Source organism: Phytohabitans kaempferiae, assembly GCF_042433955.1.
GTDB lineage: Bacteria > Actinomycetota > Actinomycetes > Mycobacteriales > Micromonosporaceae > Phytohabitans > Phytohabitans kaempferiae.
Genome location: NZ_JBHLUH010000059.1, coordinates 78,281 through 95,865, shown reverse-complemented (window position 1 = coordinate 95,865; position 17,585 = coordinate 78,281). Strand labels below are relative to the sequence as shown.

Sequence of the window (17,585 nt, the reverse complement as noted above, 5' to 3'; positions counted from 1 at the left end):
CCAACGCCTCCTCAACCAAGATCAACAAGCTATGGCTTGACACAGGGCAACTCATGCGCCCAGCCTGCCCAGTCGCGGGGCGCACGCGCGTCAGCCTCTGGTCGCCGCGAACGTCGACTTTGGTCTAAAGGTGGGCGCTTGCCGTGGGCTGAAGGGGACGTAACCCGCGGCAAGCGCCCACGTCCCGGTCAGCTCACCGAACAGGGCGAGCCGTTGAGGGTGAACGCCGTCGGCCTGGCATTCGTGCCGGTCCAACTGGCGATGAAACCGAACGTGACGGCCGCGTTGGGCGCGATCGTCCCGTTCCAGGCCTCGTTCCGCGCGGTCACCGTCGCTCCACTCTGGGTACGCGTCGCGCCCCAGATCTGCGAGATCTGCTGACCGTTGGCGAACGACCACACCAGGTTCCAGCCGTTGACCGCCTGCGAGCCGGTGTTCTGGATGCGCACATCACCCTGGAAGCCGCCGCCCCACTGACCCGTGATCGCGTACGTCACCGCGCAGCCGCTGCCCGTGGGGGGCCCGGAGGTCGGGGGCGTCGTGGGAGGCGTGGTCGGCGGCGTCGTGGGAGGCGTGGTGGGCGGGGTGGTCGGTGGCGTGGTGGGCGGCGTCGTAGGCGGAGTGGTCGGCGTCCCACCGGTGCGGTCGGCGTACAGGATGCCCCGCCCGTTGGTGCCCAGGTACACACGCCCGTAGATGCGCGGGTCGCCGGCGAGCGCCTCGCCCATGTTGCCGTACTGGTGGGCGTTGTCGTTGATCCGCAGCCAGGTGCCGGCGGTGTTGTCGGAGCGGTAGACGCCCTTGACCCCGTCGACGGTGCCGACCAGGAAGATCGCCTGGTACGACTGGCCGGGCGCGGCCCGCCCGAACGCGACATTGACCGCCTCGGTGACGTTCGAAATCTTGGTGAAGCTCGTCCCCGAATTGGTGGAGCGGAAGAGCCCGGTGCTCCCGGCCAGCCAGATGTCGCCCTCTCGCCCCGGCACCGCCTTGAACTTCACGCCGGTCGTGGGCAGCCCGGTCGCCGCCGCGGTGAAGGACTGCCCACCGTTGGTGCTCACGTAGAACGTGCCGTTGCTGACACCGTAGAACTTGTTGGCGTTGACTCGATCGGACTCGACCACCGCGTTGGCCGGGATGCCCGACGAGGCGGACCAGCTGTTGCCGTAACCGACCGTGTAGTGCACCTGGATGCCGGCGTCGCCCGGCGCCCACACGAACCGGCTGCCGTTCGCCGCCGCCGCGACCGTACCGCCGGAGTTGATCCCGCCCGGCTCGGTGCCCTGGAACCAGTTGGCCCCGCCGTCGGTCGAGAACGCCACGTGGCTGTCGTTGGGGCGGTCGGAGTCGGTGAAGTTGCCGGACCGCACCATCACACTCGGGTTGGTCTCGGCGAAGTCGAGGCTGGTGGTGCTGGTGAAGTACGGCTGCTGGAACATCATCGGCGGTACGGCGTCGAGGTTGGTGTGCCGGAAGCCGCCGATGTCACCGAGGCCGCTGATCAGGTTGGATCCGCCGGAAGGCGGGCTGATCAGGTCGAGCACCGCGGTCTCCTCCAGGCCCTTGATCATGGGGCGGATGGTGACGGTGCCGCCGGTGTCCCAGTTCTTCAGGTTGGTGGCGCCGTAGATGGTGGCGCCGGTGCCGTACATGAAGCGGTTGCCGTCGAACGGGTCGATCTCGACCGACTCGTTCATCCAGCCCAGCTTCGGGGTCTCCTCCGGCGGCTGCGGGTTCGCCCCGAGCGAGAGCCACGGCACCGACGAGATGTCCATCGTGTACCGCTTGGAGCGGTTGGGGTACGACGTCCAGTCCCAGATCCGCGTCCACGTCGCGCCACCGTCGGTGCTACGGAAGAAGATCGCGTCCGGCCACCAGGAGATCTGCGTGGCGACCATGATGGTGTTTGGGTTGGTTCGGTCGATCGTGAGGCCGCTGTACCCGAAGTAGGCGTCGGAGCTGCTCGACGGGATCGGGCTGATCTGCGTCCACGCGCCGGTCGCGGTGTTGTACTTCCACACGTCGCCCTTGCCGCCGTCGTACGGGCCGCCGGTGTCGCTCGTCGCGATGTAAAGGAAGCCGCCGGTCGTGTCCAGCACGCCCTTGTGCGCGAGGTACCCGGTGGGCTGCCCCGCGACCCGCTCCCAGGTCGTACCACCGTTGGTCGTGCGGTAGACCGTGTTCTGCTTGTCCGCGACGCCGACGTAGATGGTCTGCGTGGCGTTGCCCGAGGTGCCCGAGCGCTTGTCGAAAGTCACCCAGACGATGCCCTGGTTGTCGCCGAGGTAGGCGTCGCCTGGCGTGGCCACGTAGTTGCCGACGTTGGGGAAGTTGGTGACCTTCGCCCAGGTCGCGCCGTAGTCGGTGCTGCGCCAAAGGCCGTTCCCGCTGGGCGCGCCGAGGTACAGGATGCTGTTGCGGTTGGGGTCGACCGCCAGCCGCTCGCCCATGCCGCGCCCGGGCATGTTGCCGCCGAGCTTGAAGGGGAGCGCGCTGGTCTGCCAGGTGTTGCCCTTGTCGGAGGAGCGCAGGATCGCGCCGTTGTTGGGGTCCCAGTCGTTCGTGTACATGCCCGCGGCCACGTAGACCCGGTTTGTCTGCACCGGGTCGGTCGCGAGGCTGACCACGCCGTTGTATCCCCACCTGTCCCAGCCGACCCAGTCGAGCAGCGGAATCCAGGACTGGCCCGCCTGGTCCCACCGGTAGGCACCACCGATGTCGGTGCGCGCGTAGATGAGGTTGCGCTCGGTCGGGTTGAAGATGATGCCCGGCACGAACCCGCCGCCGTCGATCCGCACGTTCTTCCAGTTGTACGGGTCGGAGGCGGCGGCCGACGCGGGCGTCGAGGTGCTCACGGCCACCTGGGTCACGACGGCCACCAAGCCGGCGGCGAGGACCGAGGCGAGGGCGCCGGCAATGCTTCTTCGCATGTACAGCTCCTAGACTGAAGCAAGCGCTTTCCTGGACAAGCGACACCCGCACGCCGGGGTCCGCGGGAAGATGCGGAGAAAGGTGCGTGCGACGGTCAGGAAGGAAGCTGCCCAGGCTTCCGCCGGCTCGTCGCAGAGATTCACACAAGCGACAGATGGCTGTCAATAGTTTAACGTGCCAACTAAGGTAGCTGGGAGGCGAGGAACGGCGCATGGAGCTGCTACCCGCGAACACGCCCCGCTCGTACTACCGGGGCGCCGGACGGATCCACCGCTTCCGGGGCATCGCCACGCCCGACGACCCGTACTATCCCGAGGACTGGGTCGCCTCCACCACCAGCCGCCACCAGCAGGCGCCGCTCGGCATGACCCGGCTGCCGGGCGGGCAGATGCTCGCCGACGCGATCGCCGAGCTGCCGGAGTGGTGGCTCGGCCCGGAGCACGTGGCCCGCCACGGCGCCGACGCCACGATCCTGGTCAAGCTGCTCGACGCCGGCCAGCGGCTGCCGCTGCACGTACATCCCGGCCGCCGCTTCGCCAACGCGCACCTCGCCTCGCCGTACGGCAAGACCGAGGCGTGGGTCATCGTCCACGCCGAGCCGGACGCGGTCGTACACCTCGGGTTCGCCCGCGACGTCGGGCCGGATGAGCTGGCCGGCTGGGTCGCGGAGCAGCGGATCGACGAGATGCTGGCGGCGACCAACCAGGTGCCGGTACGCGCCGGCGACGCGGTGGTCTGCCCGGCCGGCGTACCGCACGCGATCGGCTCCGGCGTCTTCCTGGTCGAGGTGCAGGAGCCGACCGACCTGACGGTGCTGCTCGAACGGGAGGGCTACTCCACCGGCGGCCACCTCGGCCTCGGCTACGACGTCGCGCTCGCCTGCGTCGACCGCCAGGCGTGGACGCCCGACCGCCTCGCCGGGCTGCGCGGCGAACGCTCCACCGACCGGCCCGGCGTGCGGCGGCTCTTTCCGGAACGCGCCGACGAGTTCTTCGCCGCCGAGCGGCTCTGCCCGGATCCGGTGAGCGCGCTCGAACCGGCGTTCTCGGTCGTCGTGGTCACCTCCGGCGAGGGCACGCTCCAGTCGGAGCACGAGGGGTCACGCGCGGTCCGCGCCGGTGACACGGCCGTGATCCCGCACGGCGCCGGTAGGTGCGCGCTCCGCGGAGCGGTCCAGGCCGTCCGCTGCAAGCCCGCCAGCTAGGGCACACGGAGGATCTGGCGAGCCGCCTGCACCAGCGCCATCAGCTCGGCCGACGCCCGGTCCGGCGCCCATACCAGGCCGTACGTCATCCGGAGGTCCCCGGCGTCGATCGGGACGAAACGGATGTCCGGCCGGCGTACCGTCTCCACGAGCAGGTGTGGCGCGGCCAGCAGCCCGCGTCCGGCGGCGACCAGGTCGAGCGCCGCCGGAAGGTCGTCGAGATCGCCCACGACGGCGGGCGACCGCAGGCGCGGCGCGAGCGCGTGCCACACGCTGCCCGGCGGCCGTACGCGCGGCAGGAGCACCGCGGGCAACTGCTCCAGCGCGAGCCGGGTCGCGGTCGCCAGCCGGCTCCGCGCCGGCACGGCCACATGCGTCAGGGGTACGTGGAAGCGCGCGGTCATCGCCACACCGGCCGGAAACGGCGTGCTCATGAACGCCGCGGCCGCCCCGCCCCGCGAGAGATCGGCGGTCGCCGCGCCCCAGCCGGCCCGGCGCAGCTCCACGTCGATCGAGGGCGAGCGGTCGGCGAGGCGGCGCACGACACGGGCTGCGAGCGCGCCGACGAGCGGGCAATAAGCCAGCCTGATGGGACGCCCGGCCGGCTCGGCCAGCCGGGCCGCCTCGGCGGAGAAGGCGGCGGCGTGCTCCAGCATCGCCTCCGCGTACGGCAGCAGCACCTTGCCCGCGTCGGAGAGCGCCACCTCGCGGCTGGTGCGGTCGAAGAGGCGGACACCGAGCGAACGCTCCAGGCGGGCGACCGCCTGGCTGACCGCCGGCTGGGTCATGCCCAGCGCCGCCGCGGCCCGGGAGAAGCTCAGGTGCTCGGCCACCCGCACGAAGCAGGCGACCTCACGTTGCGGCGGCCCCGGATCCACACTCCCAGTATGGCCAGAAGATCGATAAGCAGCGGCTATAGACCGCCCGCGGACCCCGCGCCACGGGCACGATCCGCTACGTGCTGACGCATTCGACAATCCTCGGGTATCCACGGATCGGGCCGCGCCGCGAGCTGAAGCGGGCGCTGGAGGCGTACTGGGACGGGCGGCTCGGCCGCGCCGAACTCGACCAGGTCGGCGCCGACCTGCGCGCCGCCACCTGGCGCCGGCTCGCCGCGCTCGGGCTGGGCTCGCTGCCCTCCAACACCTTTTCCGAGTACGACCAGGTGCTCGACACCGCCGTGCTGCTGGACGCGGTGCCGGAGCGCTACCGGGCGGCCGCCGACCCGTACACGGCGATGGCCCGGGGCGCCGACGGGCTCCCACCGCTGCGGATGACCAAGTGGTTCGACACCAACTACCACTACCTGGTACCGGAGATCGGCGCCGATACGCCGCTGCGGCTCGCCGGCGACAAGCCCATCCGGGAGGTACGCGAGGCGCGGGCGCTCGGCTACGCCACCAGGCCGGTGGTGGTGGGTCCGGTGACGTTCCTGCTCCTGTCCGAGCCCTCTCCGGGCGGCCCTTCCCCGCTGCACCGGCTCGACGACGCGCTGGCCGCGTACGCCGACCTGCTCGCCGCGCTGCGCGCCGAGGGCGTGGAGTGGGTCCAGCTCGACGAGCCGGCGCTGGCCACCGGCGCGGGCGTGGCCGAGGCGCGGCGGGCGTACGACCGGCTGGGCGCGCTCTCCGACCGGCCGAAGCTGCTCGTGGCCTCGTACTTCGGCGAGCTGGGCGACGCGCTCCCGGCCCTCGCCGCCACCGGCGTCGAGGCGATCGGCGTCGACCTGGTTCGCGGCGGGCCGGTCGACCCGGCGGCGCTGCGCGGCAAGACGCTGGTGGCCGGCGTCGTCTCCGGGCGGGACGTGTGGCGCACCGACCAGGAGGCCGCGCTGCACGAGCTCCGCCGCTACCCCGATGTGGTGGTGAGCACCTCCTGCTCGCTGCTGCACGTGCCGTACGACCTCGACGCGGAGACCGACCTCGACCCGGCGCTGCGTGCGCGGCTCGCCTTCGCCGACCAGAAGGTGGCCGAGGTGGTGGCGCTCGCCGACCGGCTGGCCCGGGGCGATCGCGGCCGCGCGCCGGTCTCCGAAGACGTGGCCGCCGCGACGGAGTCCACTTCGGACAGCCGGGCGCCGTACCCGGAGCGGGCCGCCTCCCAGGCCGTCCACCTTGGACTGCCGGAGCTGCCGGTGACCACGATCGGCTCGTTTCCGCAGACCGGGGAGCTGCGCGCCGCCCGGGCCGCGCTGGCCGCCGGCACGCTGGACGAACCGGCGTACGAGCGGCTGATCGAGGCGGAGATCGAGCGGGTGATCCGGCTCCAGGAACGGCTCGGCATCGACGTGCTCGTACACGGCGAGCCGGAACGCAACGACATGGTGCAGTACTTCGCCGAGCACCTCGACGGCTTCGCCACCACGCGACACGGCTGGGTGCAGTCGTACGGCTCCCGGTGTACCCGCCCGCCGATCATCCACGGCGACGTCGGCCGCCCGGCCCCGATCACGGTGCGCTGGACCCGGTACGCCCAGTCGCTCACCGACCGGCCGGTCAAGGGCATGCTCACCGGGCCGGTGACGATCGTGGCGTGGTCGTTCACGCGCCGGGACATCCCGCTGCGCGAGGTGGTGGGCCAGGTCGCCGACGCGGTCCGCGAGGAGGTGCGCGACCTGGCGGCCGCCGGTACGTCGATCATCCAGGTGGACGAGCCGGCGCTGCGCGAGCTGCTGCCGCTGCGCCGCGAGCGGCAGGACGAGTATCTACAGTGGGCGGTCGCGGCGTACCGGCACGCCACCTCCAGCGCGGGCGACCACACGCAGATCCACACTCACCTGTGCTACTCCAACGCCAGCGAGGTGATCACCGCGATCGACGGGCTTGACGCCGACGTGACCACGATCGAGTCGGCCCGATCGGGCGGGCGCATCCTCCGCGAGCTGGACGGCTTCGGCCGCGGGCTCGGCCCTGGCGTGTACGACATCCACTCGCCCCGAGTGCCCGGCGCCGAGGAGGTCGGTGACCTGCTCGACGCCGTACTCAAGGTGGTGCCTGTGGAACGCGTGTGGGTCAACCCCGACTGCGGCCTGAAGACCCGCACGTATCCGCAGGTGGAGGCGGCCCTGGCCAACCTGGTGGCCGCCGCGCGGGAACGCCGGCCCTAGCCCAGCTCGGCCACGCCCTCCAGCAGGCGGTCGACGTCGGAACGGTCGTTGTAGTGGACCAGCCCGGCCCGCACCGCGCTGCCCGCGTCGCGGATGCCGAGCGCCGCGGTGACCTCCCAGGCGTAGTTGTGCCCGTCCCACACGTTCACCCGCCGCCCGGCGAGGTGCGTGGCGACCTCCTGCGGTGTGCGCCCCGCGACGGTGAAGTACGCCGTCGCGGTGCGCCGCGGCGCCCGGCCGTAGGCGGTCACGTGCGGCATCGCCTCCAGCCCTTTCCGCAGTACGGCGAAGAGCTCCAGCTCGTACGCCTCGGCCGCGCCGAGCGAGGCGAGCAGGCGCTCCCGCCGTGTGCCGGTGGCGGTCGGGTCGAGCCCGGCCAGGTGGTCGACGGCCGCCACCACACCGGCGAAGTCGGCGAAGGGCGAGGTGCCGGTCTCGAAGCGCTCCGGCACCTCGTCACCGGAGGAGGCGAGCTTGTCCGGCAGCAGCGCGTCGAGCCGGGCCGGGTCGGCGACCACCGCGCCGATGTGCGGGCCGGACCACTTGTACGCGCTGGTGGCGTAGAAGTCGGCGCCGAGCGCGGCGGCGTCGGTGGGCCCGTGCGCGCTGGCGTGCACGCCGTCGACGTAGGTGACCGCGCCGGCGGCGTGCGCCTTCGCGGTGATCGCCGCCACGTCCGGGCGCGTGCCCAGCACGTTGCTGGCCGCGGTGACCGCCACCAGCCGCGTGCGCGGGCCGATCAGCGCGTCGTACTGCTCCACGCCCAGCTCGCCGGTCACCACGTCGACCTCGGCCCAGCGCACCGTCGCGCCGACTCGGGCCGCGACCTGGACCCAGGGGCGCACGTTGGCGTCGTGGTCGAGCCGGGAGAGCACCACCTCGTCGCCCTCGCGCCACTCCTTGGCCAGCGAGTACGCCAGCCGGTAGGTCAGCGTGGTCATGTTCGGACCGAGGATCACGCCCTCCGGCCGCCCGCCGACCAGGTCGGCGACCGCGGCCCGGCACTCGGCGACGATCCCGTCCGAACGGTGGCTGGCGGGGAAGGCGCCGCCGACGTTGCCGATCCCCCGCCGGTACGCGCCGGCGATGGCCTCGATCACCGCCTCGGGCACCTGTGTGCCGGCGGCACCGTCGAGGTAGGCGTATCCGTCGGAAAGGGCGGGGTAGGTGGCGCGGACCACACTCACGTCGAAGGCCATGCCCCCAGTCTCCCCCGGCAATATCTGCTTATGAACATTCGTTCCGCGACGCCCGCCGATCTCGACACGGTCGCTGGGATCTACGGGCATTACGTCGAGCACACGGTCGCCACCTTCGACACCACACCGCTGACCGTGGACCAGTGGCGGGCCAAGCTGGCCGATCTCACCGCGCGCGGGCTGCCGTTTCTGGTCGCGGACGAGGGCGGCGGCCCGGTCGGCTTCGCGTACGCCGGACCGTGGCGCCCCAAGCCCGCGTACCTGCACACCGTCGAGGACACGATCTACCTCGCGCCCGGGTACACCGGCAAGGGGTTGGGGGCCGCCCTGCTCGACGCGCTGCTCGACGCGTGCGTGGCGGCAGGCGTACGCCAGGTCGTCGCGGTGATCGCGGACACGGGCAGTGACGCCTCCGCGGCGCTGCACCGCCGGCTGGGCTTCTCCGACGCCGGCCGGCTGGCCGGCGTCGGAAACAAGCACGGTCGCTGGGTCGACACACTGCTGATGCAGCGCGACCTGACCGGCGCGCCTACTTCCGCACCACTCGATAGCTCAGGTGCGTGACGCCGGTCCCCTGGGTCACCGAGATCGGCCCCTCCAGCATCGCGGGGGCGTCCCTGATCTGCCCCAGCAGCGGGATGCCCGAGCCGAGGAAGACCGGCACGAGGTCGACGTGCACCTCGTCGAGCAGCCCGGCGTCGAAGCACTGGCGGGCGATCTCGCCACCGTTGACGCCGACGTCCTTGTCGCCGGCGATCTCCTTGGCCTTCGCCACCGCGTCCTCGATACCGGTGGTGACGAAGACGAAGTTGTCGTCGTCTTCCGGCCGGTCGTCGGGGCGCTGGTGGGTCAGCACCACAGTGGTCTTGTCCATGGGGTGGCGCCCGCCCCAGGCGTTGGTCATGTCGTAGAGCCGCCGGCCGACCACGAGCACCCCGAGCCGCTCCTTGGTCTGGCGGATGTGCTCCGCACTTGCGGCCGAGACCTTGAACGGCATGTCCGGCAGCCCGCTGGGAAGCTCGGTGTCGCCAGCGCCGTACCAGGCGAACAGCTGCTCGAAGCCACCGTGGTTGGCGTCGGCGATGAAGCCGTCGAGGGACATCGTCGCGCCCGCCGTGACCTTGCTCATCGTTCCGCTCCTTGTCGTCAGGATTCCATCTGACAACGCGTCGAACGTGGCGGCGGCGGTTCGACAACACCGACCAAGATTTTTTTCGGGGCGGCTCAGACCGCTGTGTGCGGTACCTTACGGATCATCCGTTCAGATGATCACCAAGCAAACCGGCGGAGCTTAGGCTAACCTAAGTTCTTGTCGGCTGAAGGGGTGACGTCCATGGGGTTCGCGCTGAAGGTACGGGAGCTCACCCGCTCGGACCACGCCGCGGCACAGGGGATGGCCTACTTCGACGCGCTGCTGAGCGGAGGGCTCGACCGCTCCGGATACACGGCGCTCACCGCGCAGCTCTTCTTCGTGTACGAGACGCTCGAGGAAGCCGCCGACGAGATGCGCGACGACCCGGTCGCCGGCGCGTTCGTCTTCGACGAGCTGGCCCGCCTCCCCGCTCTCGTGGCCGACCTCGCACACCTCCTCGGCCCCGACTGGCCGGCGCAGGTGGCCGCCAGCGGCCCCACCTCCGAATACCGCGCCCGGCTCCGCGAGGTCGCGTTCACCTGGCCGGCCGGATTCGTGGCGCACCACTACACGCGCTATCTCGGCGACCTCTCCGGCGGGCAGGTCATGCGGCGGGCCATCCAGCGCGAGTACGGGCTCGACGGCCCCGGCACGCGCTTCTACGAGTTTCCCGGCGTGGAGCCGCGCGCCTTCAAGCAGCGCTATCGGCAACTGCTCGACTCGGCGCCGTGGGACGCCGTCGAGCAGGACCGGTTCCTCGACGAGGTGTCGCGTGCGTACCAGCTCAACACCGCCATGCTCGACGACCTCGGTAAGGTGGTCGCGTGACGGCGCCGTTCACGCCCGACGTGGTCGAGGCGATCATGCGACACATGAATGGCGACCACGCAGACGACTGCCGCGTGATCGTGCGGGGCCTGGGCGGGCAGCCGGACGCCACCTCGGCCGCCATGTCCGGCATGGACGCCGACGGCATGGACTTTCTGGCCACTGTAGACGGCTCGGCGGTGCAGGTGCGGGTCCCGTTCAGCACGCGCCTGACCGAGCGCCGGCAGGTGCGCGGCGAGGCCGCCCGCATGTACCGCGACGCGTGCGCCCACCTCGGCATCGAGCCCCGCCCCGACGCCAGTTAGGGAGCTTTCTCCGACCCGCGTACCCCGGATGTGAGCCGGAGGCGGGCCTGCCTCCGGCTCATCCACCGTTCCTACTCAGAAACCGCCGATCGGCTTGGGTTTGCCAATGATGACGTTCACCGCCGAGCCCACCGGCGCCGGTGTGCCGGCAGTCGGGCTCTGGACGGTGACACGGTAGTAGTTGGCCGCGCTGGTGGTGACCCGCATCTGCCTGCGCTGAGCGGCCTAGGGAAGACCCGCGGCGGCCGCTGCCAGGTGGGTCATGAGAGGTACCTGGACCTCGGTTATCGCATTAACGCGCCCAACGGATTGTGGGTGCCTTCGGTCTGGGCCTGCCTTCGAGGTGAGTTGGTGTGCGCCGGCGGACGGCGGTTGGCCGCAGAGGTCGATCACGCGGGGTCGGCGGGTTCGACGGCCAAGATTCGTTTGAGGTTGAACCAGCGTTCGTCTTCACGGAGTCGGCACCACGCCAGTAGTGAGCCGCCGGTGAGTTCGATGTTGTCGATGGTGCGGTTGCTGGGGTTGCCGTCCCGGTTGACGTAGCTGATCGTCACTGATTGGCGGTGGTCGATCGCGTGGGCCAGGATTCGCGCTTCGCTCGTCGTGAGATTGATCGCGGACAGGCGTACCGCCTCCAGCGACGGTGTGAGCGGTATCAGCGTCTCGTCGGGAGCGGCGAGCAACTTCCGTACAAGGTCGGCAGCCTCAGGGCGGGCGGCTATCTGGCGCGGCTTGGCCGTCCGGCGCTTTGCGGGGCTCTTGGCGCGTGCCTGGCGGGGCGGGCTAGTGGATGCGCGGTGGTCGATCGCCCGTTCCACGATCGGGGTGCCGTCGTCGGCTTCGGCAACCGGTGCGTAGCCGGCGTCGCGGAGCGCGGGAAGGACATCCTGTAGCGGGGCAGCGGCGGCGAGCACTGTCGGGGCGAGCTGGCGCAGTCCTAGGGCTCGCAGCCGGCGGTCCGCGACGATTTCGTTCAGCAGGGCGGTGTCTTCACTGCGCAGGCAGCAGGCTACGGTGCTGGCCCGCACGGAGCCGTGTCGGCGGGCGACGTCGGCGACGAGGTAGCGCAGCGGCTGCGGCAGCTCGCCGGTCGCGATGTCAGCGAGTGCGTCGAGCAGGCTGTTGGCTGTGTGTCCGGCGTCGAGCGCCCGCCGCACGGTGGCCGGGCTGAACCGCCACGTGCGCGCGACCCCGCGGGTTTCGGGATCGGCGGCCAGGTCGAGCAGCGCGCTCAAAGCGGCGTCAGGGCTGCCGGTGACGACGGCGGTGAGGTCGGCCTGTAGCCGGGCGTGGTGCTGGGTGGTGCCGATATCGCCGAGCACAGCGGTCAGGTCGTCGGCACCGCCGAGCAGTGCGTGGCCAGCCGCAGTGACCGCACCCGCGCCGGTCACGCCCAGCAGAGCGGCTTCCTGCCAGCAGGCGACGGCCTTGTCCGGTGCGGTATCGGGATCGCCGAACGCCAGCGGCTGCCGCCAGATGGCCAGGTCCGCCAGGGCTCGAGGATCGTTGATGGCCGCAGCTTCCTGCTCCGACGCGGCGGCGATGACGGCGGCACGTAGTTCGACGGTGCCGGCATGAACCTCGTCAGGCGTGACCGCACCAGAGGCAGCCAGCGGCGCGGACGGCGATCGCCACCACGCACGGAGCAGCGTGGAAAGCTGATTGGCCGGCTCGTGCCCTCGCCATCCGTCGTAGTCGGCCGTCGGTGCTGCCTGCCCGTCCCCGAGCGACAGCAACCCGGCGTGCGCGGCGACCGACAACCCCAGCCGCAGCTCCGGCTCGGCGCAGCCGAGCACTTTCGCCAGCCGCTTCAGCTCGCGCAAGCCGATCCCGCCGGTGCGCAGCGTCGGCACGGGCTTCTTGCCCGCCGCCTCCAGAAGATCAGCGACCAGCCGGACCATCGCGGCGCCAGCGGCGGCCGCCGCGCGCGCCGTCGTTGCCGGATCAGCCGCCGACCGCCGGACGGATGGCGGCACGGAGTCGAACGGTGCAGCGTACCCCGAGCCGCGTAGCGTCAGGGCGACCTCGGCCGGCATGATCAGCTCGCCGCCCCACTCAGAGGTCCGCGCCAGCAGGCCGCGCGCGATCGCCCACGCTTGCGGTGTTTGCGGACGGCCGCCGTACGAGCTGTAGTAGAAGGACTCCGGCTCGATCTCGCCGCCGGCCGCAGCTTTCTCCAGCATGTCGCGAACGCCGGCCGGAGCACCAGCCACGAGGGCGAGGACCCGCTCGCCGTCACGGAGGCAGGCGAGCACCTGATCAAGGACGTCGGCCTTGCGCCCAGCCGGCCTGATACCCAGATTCCGGGCCATGGTGCGGAGCTGATCGGCGGTCCGGTACGCCAGGCCGGCCGCGACCGGGTCGCCCAGCCCGAGCGGACGCGGCCAAGCCGCTGCGGCGGCGGGCACGAGTTGCGGTGCGGCGTCATCGAGCACGAGCGCGTTGGCCCGGAGCGTGTCCAGAGCACGCGTCACGTCCGCCCGCCCGCTGGCCGTCCCGGCGCCCAGCAACTGGTCCAAGACTGGCCGCTCAGCCCGGCCACCGAGTGCCGCCAACGCCTCAGCGACCTGCAACGTCGGACGGTCCAACCGGCGCAACGCGGCGACCGTCGCCGCCGGCGTCGCCAACCGCTCAGCCAGCTCGCCCAACGACACCGGCTGCGGTACCGCCAACGCCTCCGGCCGCCGCCGCAGCAGGTCCGTCAACCCGTCCTCACCGAGGCGCCTCAACCAAGCCGCAGTGACCACGCCGCCTCCGTCCGTCCTGACACGGATGCACCCTACCCATGGCCGCATCCGGCCTACCGACGCTGCATCTCGTCGAGCCGGTAGGCGAGACTACGTGTTCACCGCCGGCGTGCTTGAGCGTCGGCACACCTTCGGGGCCGTAAGAATCACCCTCAGAGGCTACCTGAGCAGGCGTTTTCGTCGTACGGTCTGCGTTTAAGGTACCCGTCTCGGGTGGGCCGGAGACATCACCATGCGAACCAGGCCACGACCGTCGCCGGTGATCCGCTGCCGCTACGTTTGAGCAGGTCACGGCGCCGGAGCGGTGTCCGATGAGATCTCGCTCAGGCGGCGGCGCCGCGCGGTTCGAACTTGACGCTGAGCCCCACCTCCAACGCCGCCGCGAGACGCTCCAGCACCGGCAAGGTCGGCACGGTACCGCCCGCCTCGAATCGAGCCACCGCCGACTGGGTCATCCCGGACGCCCGCGCCAGCTCCGACTGACTCCATCCCCGACGCTCACGAAGCTCACGCACCTCGCGGCCGAGTTCGAACGCCAGCCGCGTCGCGTCGTACGCCTCTGCTGCACCGGGCTCACTCATCCGCCGCTCCCCCATCGCCTAGCCCACTTCCTCCTCGGCGCTGTGCGCCTCATCGATGCACCTAGCCAGCGCACGACGCGCTCGCTCGACCTCCCGCACGTCACGCATCCGCGACTTGCGAAACACCCTGAGCAAGATGATCCGACGGTCAGGGGCTATCCAGTACGAGATTCGCACCGCTTCGCGCTCCAGATAGAACCGCAGTTCGCGCAGCTTCCCGTCGAGCTGCTTGGTCATGATCTTGCCTTGGAAGTCGCCGCTGATATAGGGCTCGCCCAACAGCGAGCCCTGATCCGCCAGCAGATCAACGTAGAACGCCGCTCTCGCAAACAGCGAGGTCGACAAGCCCTCCAACCATCGCTCGACTTCTGGCTCCAGCTCCACGGTACCCCAGGCCATAGCAACGATGCTATAGCAGTTGGGTTTCCCGTGCCGTACCCCACCCGCGCCCCGTCATGGATGGTTCGCATGGCGATCGATCGATGGAACGAACGTGCAGCCCAAGGGGCAACCGTGGGCCGAACGCGGCAGAATGCGAAACCGGTCCTGACCGTCGCTGGTAACCCGTTGGCCGTAGGGATGGCCAGATCGCGCAGACCTCGGAGCGTTCCTTCCGGGGGACCTGAACCGATCGGCAGGTGGAGGCGCTGGGGGGACGCCCGGCGCGCCAGGCGGTCAGTCGCGACGTCCGGTGGAGTCAGGGCGGTCGGAACAGCGCGACAAGGTCGTCGAAGACGGCCACCAGCGTTGCGGCGAGGGCTCCCGCGGCCACCGCGAGCAGGGCACCGCCCGGGCTGGGTGACGCGACGACGAGCTGCCCGCCGGCCAGGCCGAGTGTGCAGGCCGCGAGAAGCAGGAGGTTGCGCGCCACCTGTGGGTACCCCAGTGGCTGTTCGGCGGAACCGAAGCACCGGCAGGGCGCTCGCTCACCGCGTCGCAGCGCGAGCAGGATCGCGCCGGTGAACGCCAGCAGTAGCGTGGCGGCGACCGCGAACCCCATCGTTGCGGTCCTCGGCACCAGAACCAGCATCACCGTCGCGAGTTCGGCCGCTACCACGCCCGTTGCCAGCCGTCGGGCCGTCGCGACAGATACCCGCCGGGGCGACAGTCGACCGGTGGCGGTCACGAACTCGGCGTACGCTCGTCGGCCGCGCACCTTGCTCGCCGCCGAGACCACGAACACCAGCACGATCAGGCTGCGCAGGCCAACCACGACATACTCCATGCGAGTCACTCCAGGCGTGTCAGCGTGCACCGGTACGGGTCGGTCGCAGGACCACCCCGAGTAGGTCATCGGCGAATACGTAGCCGAATGCGCGGGAATCCAAGCTCATGTCGCGGCTGTCGCCGATGGCGATGAGTGCACCGGCCCGCGCCGAGCGTCCTCGCCGAACCGACAGGACCGGGGCAACAGAGGCCGGCACCGGGTCGCCGGGCGTCGCGACCGCGCGTTTGACGAGCCAGTTGTCACGCGATGGCGGTCGGTATCGCGTTCGCCGCGGTCGGGGTACACGAGCACCGCAATGTCGCCGCTGCGGACGCCGGCCAGCGGTGCGGCATACGAGTATGCGGTCGCCGGGCGCCAGGGTGGGCCGCATGCTCGCGCTGACGACGGTGATGATCCGTAGCCGCCACCGCAGCCAGCTGGTCGCCACACAGATCGCGGTCGCGGCGGTGACGCCGATCAGGTACGGGGTCACGGTGCCGCCGAGGGTTCCGGCGCCTGGTATGCGGCCGCCTGCATGGTGAACAGCATCGCGTAGACGCCGCCGGTCGTCATCAGTTCCGCGTGCGTGCCCCGCTCGACCACCCGACCCTGGTCGAGGACGACCAGGACGTCCGCGTCACGGATGGCACCGAGCCGGTGGGAGATCAGCAGGCTGGTGCGGCCCTGCCGGTAGCTGCGGAGAGTCTGGTGGATCTCGTACTCCGCCTCGGCGTCCAATCCGGAGCTCGGCTCGTCGAGGATGAGCAGGTCGCGCTCATCGCGCAGCAATGCCCGGGCCAGGGCCAGCCGCTGCCACTGCCCGCCGGAGAGCACGACGCCGTTGTCCGGATCGGTGACCTCCGTTTCGGTTGCACCGAAGAACATCCGGGTCAGCAACGTGTCGTAGCCGTGGGGCAGGGCGGCGAGCTTGTGGTGGATGCCGGCCTTCTGGGCGGCGACGACGATCTTCCTCCGATCGTGCGGGTTGTCGAGGTCGCCGAGGGCGATGTTCTCGGCTGCGGTCAGGTCGTACTCCATGTAGTCCTGGAACACCACTCCGACCCGGCGGCGCAGATCGGCGGGATCCATGTCGCGCAGGTCGACCCCGTCCCACCGGATCGAACCCTGGTCCGGGTCGTACATTCGGCACAGCAGCTTGACCAGGGTGCTCTTGCCTGCGCCGTTGCGACCGACCAGTCCGACCGCCTGTCCCCGGTGGATCCGGAACGAAACGCCCCGTAGCGTCCACGGGTGTTCCGGTGAGTACCGGAACCACACGTCCCGGAACTCGATATCCCATTGCAGCGGCAGCGCCCACGCGGTGTGTTCACGCACTGGCAGGTCCGGTTCGCTGTCGACCACGGCCAGGAAGTGGTCGAACATGGTCAGCTCCTGGTGGGTCTGCATCATCTGGTTCACCAGCATTGCCACCCCGCCCTGCACCGCGGCGACCGCGCCGATCAGCAGCGTCACGTCGCCGGCGGTGAGCCGGCCACGCGCGGCTGCGAACAGCGCCCACAGCAGGCAGGCACCGGCGACGGCCGCGGTGAGCAGGCTCAGCCCTGACTGGGTCAGCATCTCCCGCCGGTCCATCCGCCGACCCTCCTTGTTGGCGGTGCGCCGCTCGGTGAGCATGCGTTGGCGAAAGTGGCCGCTGGCGCCGAACAGCCGCAGTTCCTTCGCCGCCTGCACACTGGTGAGTAACTGCTGGAAGAAGAACTCCCGCCGCTGCGCCGGGCTGACCCGCCACATCATCGCCGTACGCTGCCGCGACAGGTTCCACTCCGCGAACACCGCTGGCACCGTCCCGATCACAACCGCGGCCGCCAGCAGCGGGCTGACCAGCAACAGCGATCCGATGAAACCCATCACCGTCACCACGCTGCCGCCGATGCCGAAGGCCCCCGACGCCACCTGGCCCGGGGTGGACCCACCCGCCTGCTGCGCTAGGTTCAACCGGTCCAGGAAAATCGGGTCTTCGAACCGGCGCAGCCCCACGAACCGCTCCGCCGCCGCGAACAACCGGTCCTGCGCCAGCAACCCGACCCGCCGGCCCAACTCCGCGGTCAGATAGCCGGAGGCGTGCGGCAGCACGCTGATGACCACACCGGTCACCGCCAACCCGACCCCTGCGACGATCAGCACAGACGTGCCCGGGGCGGGGTCGACGATCGTGTCCAGCGCATGCTTGGTCAGCCACGCGGTCGCGACCGGAACTGCGGCCTCCAGCAGGGTCAGCGTTCCGTACCCGAGCAGGTGGTACCGACCGGCGGACCACACCAGCCCCAGCGCCCGGGCCAACCCTGTGATGCCGGCCCGGGCGCCACCGTTCGAACTGGCCATGG

Annotated in this window: 16 protein-coding genes; 5 read left to right on the top strand and 11 right to left on the bottom strand. The window is 70.8% G+C overall.

Translation table 11 applies throughout. The features are described from left to right. Positions 1–188: 188 nt before the first annotated feature. Positions 189–2,930 (bottom strand): cellulose binding domain-containing protein, encoded by a 2,742-nt coding sequence (locus ACFFIA_RS27570; RefSeq protein WP_377255783.1) that lies wholly within the window; start codon positions 2,928–2,930, stop codon positions 189–191. 212 nt (positions 2,931–3,142) lie between these two features. Between ACFFIA_RS27570 and ACFFIA_RS27565 the strand changes: the two genes are divergently transcribed. Next, a complete protein-coding gene (locus tag ACFFIA_RS27565; RefSeq protein ID WP_377255780.1) occupies positions 3,143–4,135 on the top strand; it encodes a class I mannose-6-phosphate isomerase in 993 nt (330 codons plus the stop codon). Here ACFFIA_RS27565 and ACFFIA_RS27560 read toward each other — a convergent pair. Continuing rightward, positions 4,132–5,013, bottom strand: a complete 882-nt coding sequence (locus tag ACFFIA_RS27560; RefSeq protein ID WP_377255777.1) for a LysR family transcriptional regulator — start codon at positions 5,011–5,013, stop codon at positions 4,132–4,134. The genes ACFFIA_RS27565 and ACFFIA_RS27560 overlap by 4 nt on opposite strands. Positions 5,014–5,093: 80 nt before the next feature. Here ACFFIA_RS27560 and metE point away from each other — a divergent pair, with 80 nt between their 5' ends. Continuing rightward, complete coding sequence (gene metE / locus ACFFIA_RS27555) at positions 5,094–7,241, top strand: 5-methyltetrahydropteroyltriglutamate--homocysteine S-methyltransferase (protein WP_377255774.1); 2,148 nt, start codon at positions 5,094–5,096, stop codon at positions 7,239–7,241. On the opposite strand, the gene ACFFIA_RS27550 is transcribed toward metE, so the two are convergent. After that, positions 7,238–8,440 carry a cysteine desulfurase-like protein gene (locus ACFFIA_RS27550; RefSeq protein WP_377255771.1) on the bottom strand — a complete coding sequence of 401 codons (1,203 nt, stop codon included), beginning with the start codon at positions 8,438–8,440 and terminating at the stop codon, positions 7,238–7,240. The two genes, metE and ACFFIA_RS27550, sit on opposite strands and share 4 nt — an antisense overlap. 30 nt (positions 8,441–8,470) lie before the next feature. Between ACFFIA_RS27550 and ACFFIA_RS27545 the strand changes: the two genes are divergently transcribed. Continuing rightward, on the top strand, positions 8,471–9,004 hold the full coding sequence (locus ACFFIA_RS27545; protein ID WP_377255768.1) for a GNAT family N-acetyltransferase: 534 nt from the start codon (positions 8,471–8,473) through the stop codon (positions 9,002–9,004). Here the strand turns inward: ACFFIA_RS27545 and ACFFIA_RS27540 are convergent. Continuing rightward, positions 8,970–9,569, bottom strand: coding sequence for a dihydrofolate reductase family protein (locus ACFFIA_RS27540; RefSeq protein WP_377255765.1), 600 nt, complete (start codon positions 9,567–9,569; stop codon positions 8,970–8,972). The genes ACFFIA_RS27545 and ACFFIA_RS27540 overlap by 35 nt on opposite strands. Positions 9,570–9,773: 204 nt before the next feature. On the opposite strand from ACFFIA_RS27540, the gene ACFFIA_RS27535 reads away from it, so the two are divergent. Both ACFFIA_RS27535 and ACFFIA_RS27530 read left to right on the top strand, forming a co-directional pair. Continuing rightward, entirely contained in the window at positions 9,774–10,400 is a 627-nt protein-coding gene (locus tag ACFFIA_RS27535) for a biliverdin-producing heme oxygenase (protein ID WP_377255763.1), read from the top strand. Then, positions 10,397–10,705 (top strand): DUF2470 domain-containing protein, encoded by a 309-nt coding sequence (locus ACFFIA_RS27530; RefSeq protein ID WP_377255761.1) that lies wholly within the window; start codon positions 10,397–10,399, stop codon positions 10,703–10,705. The genes ACFFIA_RS27535 and ACFFIA_RS27530 overlap by 4 nt, the downstream gene beginning before the upstream one ends. A 75-nt stretch (positions 10,706–10,780) precedes the next feature. Here ACFFIA_RS27530 and ACFFIA_RS27525 read toward each other — a convergent pair whose 3' ends face one another. From ACFFIA_RS27525 to ACFFIA_RS27495, 7 genes are all read right to left on the bottom strand, one after another. Then, positions 10,781–10,912, bottom strand: a complete 132-nt coding sequence (locus ACFFIA_RS27525; protein ID WP_377255758.1) for a hypothetical protein — start codon at positions 10,910–10,912, stop codon at positions 10,781–10,783. Positions 10,913–11,094: 182 nt separating this feature from the next. After that, positions 11,095–13,224: a helicase-associated domain-containing protein gene (locus ACFFIA_RS27520; RefSeq protein WP_377255756.1), complete on the bottom strand. Its 2,130-nt coding sequence runs from the start codon at positions 13,222–13,224 to the stop codon at positions 11,095–11,097. 551 nt (positions 13,225–13,775) lie between these two features. Next, the gene (locus ACFFIA_RS27515; RefSeq protein WP_377255753.1) at positions 13,776–14,033 is read right to left on the bottom strand and encodes a helix-turn-helix domain-containing protein; all 258 of its coding nucleotides are present in this window, start codon (positions 14,031–14,033) and stop codon (positions 13,776–13,778) included. An 18-nt stretch (positions 14,034–14,051) separates the two neighbouring features. After that, positions 14,052–14,432 (bottom strand): type II toxin-antitoxin system RelE/ParE family toxin, encoded by a 381-nt coding sequence (locus tag ACFFIA_RS27510; RefSeq protein WP_377255750.1) that lies wholly within the window; start codon positions 14,430–14,432, stop codon positions 14,052–14,054. Between the two features lie 298 nt (positions 14,433–14,730). Further along, on the bottom strand, positions 14,731–15,258 hold the full coding sequence (locus tag ACFFIA_RS27505; protein WP_377255747.1) for a MauE/DoxX family redox-associated membrane protein: 528 nt from the start codon (positions 15,256–15,258) through the stop codon (positions 14,731–14,733). 19 nt (positions 15,259–15,277) lie between these two features. After that, positions 15,278–15,733 carry a S26 family signal peptidase gene (locus ACFFIA_RS27500; protein ID WP_377255744.1) on the bottom strand — a complete coding sequence of 152 codons (456 nt, stop codon included), beginning with the start codon at positions 15,731–15,733 and terminating at the stop codon, positions 15,278–15,280. After that, positions 15,730–17,583, bottom strand: coding sequence for an ABC transporter ATP-binding protein (locus ACFFIA_RS27495; protein WP_377255741.1), 1,854 nt, complete (start codon positions 17,581–17,583; stop codon positions 15,730–15,732). The genes ACFFIA_RS27500 and ACFFIA_RS27495 overlap by 4 nt, the downstream gene beginning before the upstream one ends. Positions 17,584–17,585 lie beyond the last annotated feature (2 nt).

Excerpts from the sequence above, each read along its gene's own strand:
- ACFFIA_RS27550 (WP_377255771.1), bottom strand. The coding sequence starts at position 8,440 with ATGGCCTTCGACGTGAGTGTGGTCCGCGCCACCTACCCCGCCCTTTCC.
- ACFFIA_RS27565 (WP_377255780.1), top strand. The coding sequence starts at position 3,143 with ATGGAGCTGCTACCCGCGAACACGCCCCGCTCGTACTACCGGGGCGCC.
- ACFFIA_RS27535 (WP_377255763.1), top strand. The coding sequence starts at position 9,774 with ATGGGGTTCGCGCTGAAGGTACGGGAGCTCACCCGCTCGGACCACGCC.
- ACFFIA_RS27540 (WP_377255765.1), bottom strand. The coding sequence starts at position 9,569 with ATGAGCAAGGTCACGGCGGGCGCGACGATGTCCCTCGACGGCTTCATC.
- ACFFIA_RS27515 (WP_377255753.1), bottom strand. The coding sequence starts at position 14,033 with ATGAGTGAGCCCGGTGCAGCAGAGGCGTACGACGCGACGCGGCTGGCG.
- ACFFIA_RS27495 (WP_377255741.1), bottom strand. The coding sequence starts at position 17,583 with ATGGCCAGTTCGAACGGTGGCGCCCGGGCCGGCATCACAGGGTTGGCC.
- ACFFIA_RS27545 (WP_377255768.1), top strand. The coding sequence starts at position 8,471 with ATGAACATTCGTTCCGCGACGCCCGCCGATCTCGACACGGTCGCTGGG.
- ACFFIA_RS27505 (WP_377255747.1), bottom strand. The coding sequence starts at position 15,258 with ATGGAGTATGTCGTGGTTGGCCTGCGCAGCCTGATCGTGCTGGTGTTC.
- ACFFIA_RS27525 (WP_377255758.1), bottom strand. The coding sequence starts at position 10,912 with ATGCGGGTCACCACCAGCGCGGCCAACTACTACCGTGTCACCGTCCAG.
- ACFFIA_RS27570 (WP_377255783.1), bottom strand. The coding sequence starts at position 2,930 with ATGCGAAGAAGCATTGCCGGCGCCCTCGCCTCGGTCCTCGCCGCCGGC.
- ACFFIA_RS27510 (WP_377255750.1), bottom strand. The coding sequence starts at position 14,432 with ATGGCCTGGGGTACCGTGGAGCTGGAGCCAGAAGTCGAGCGATGGTTG.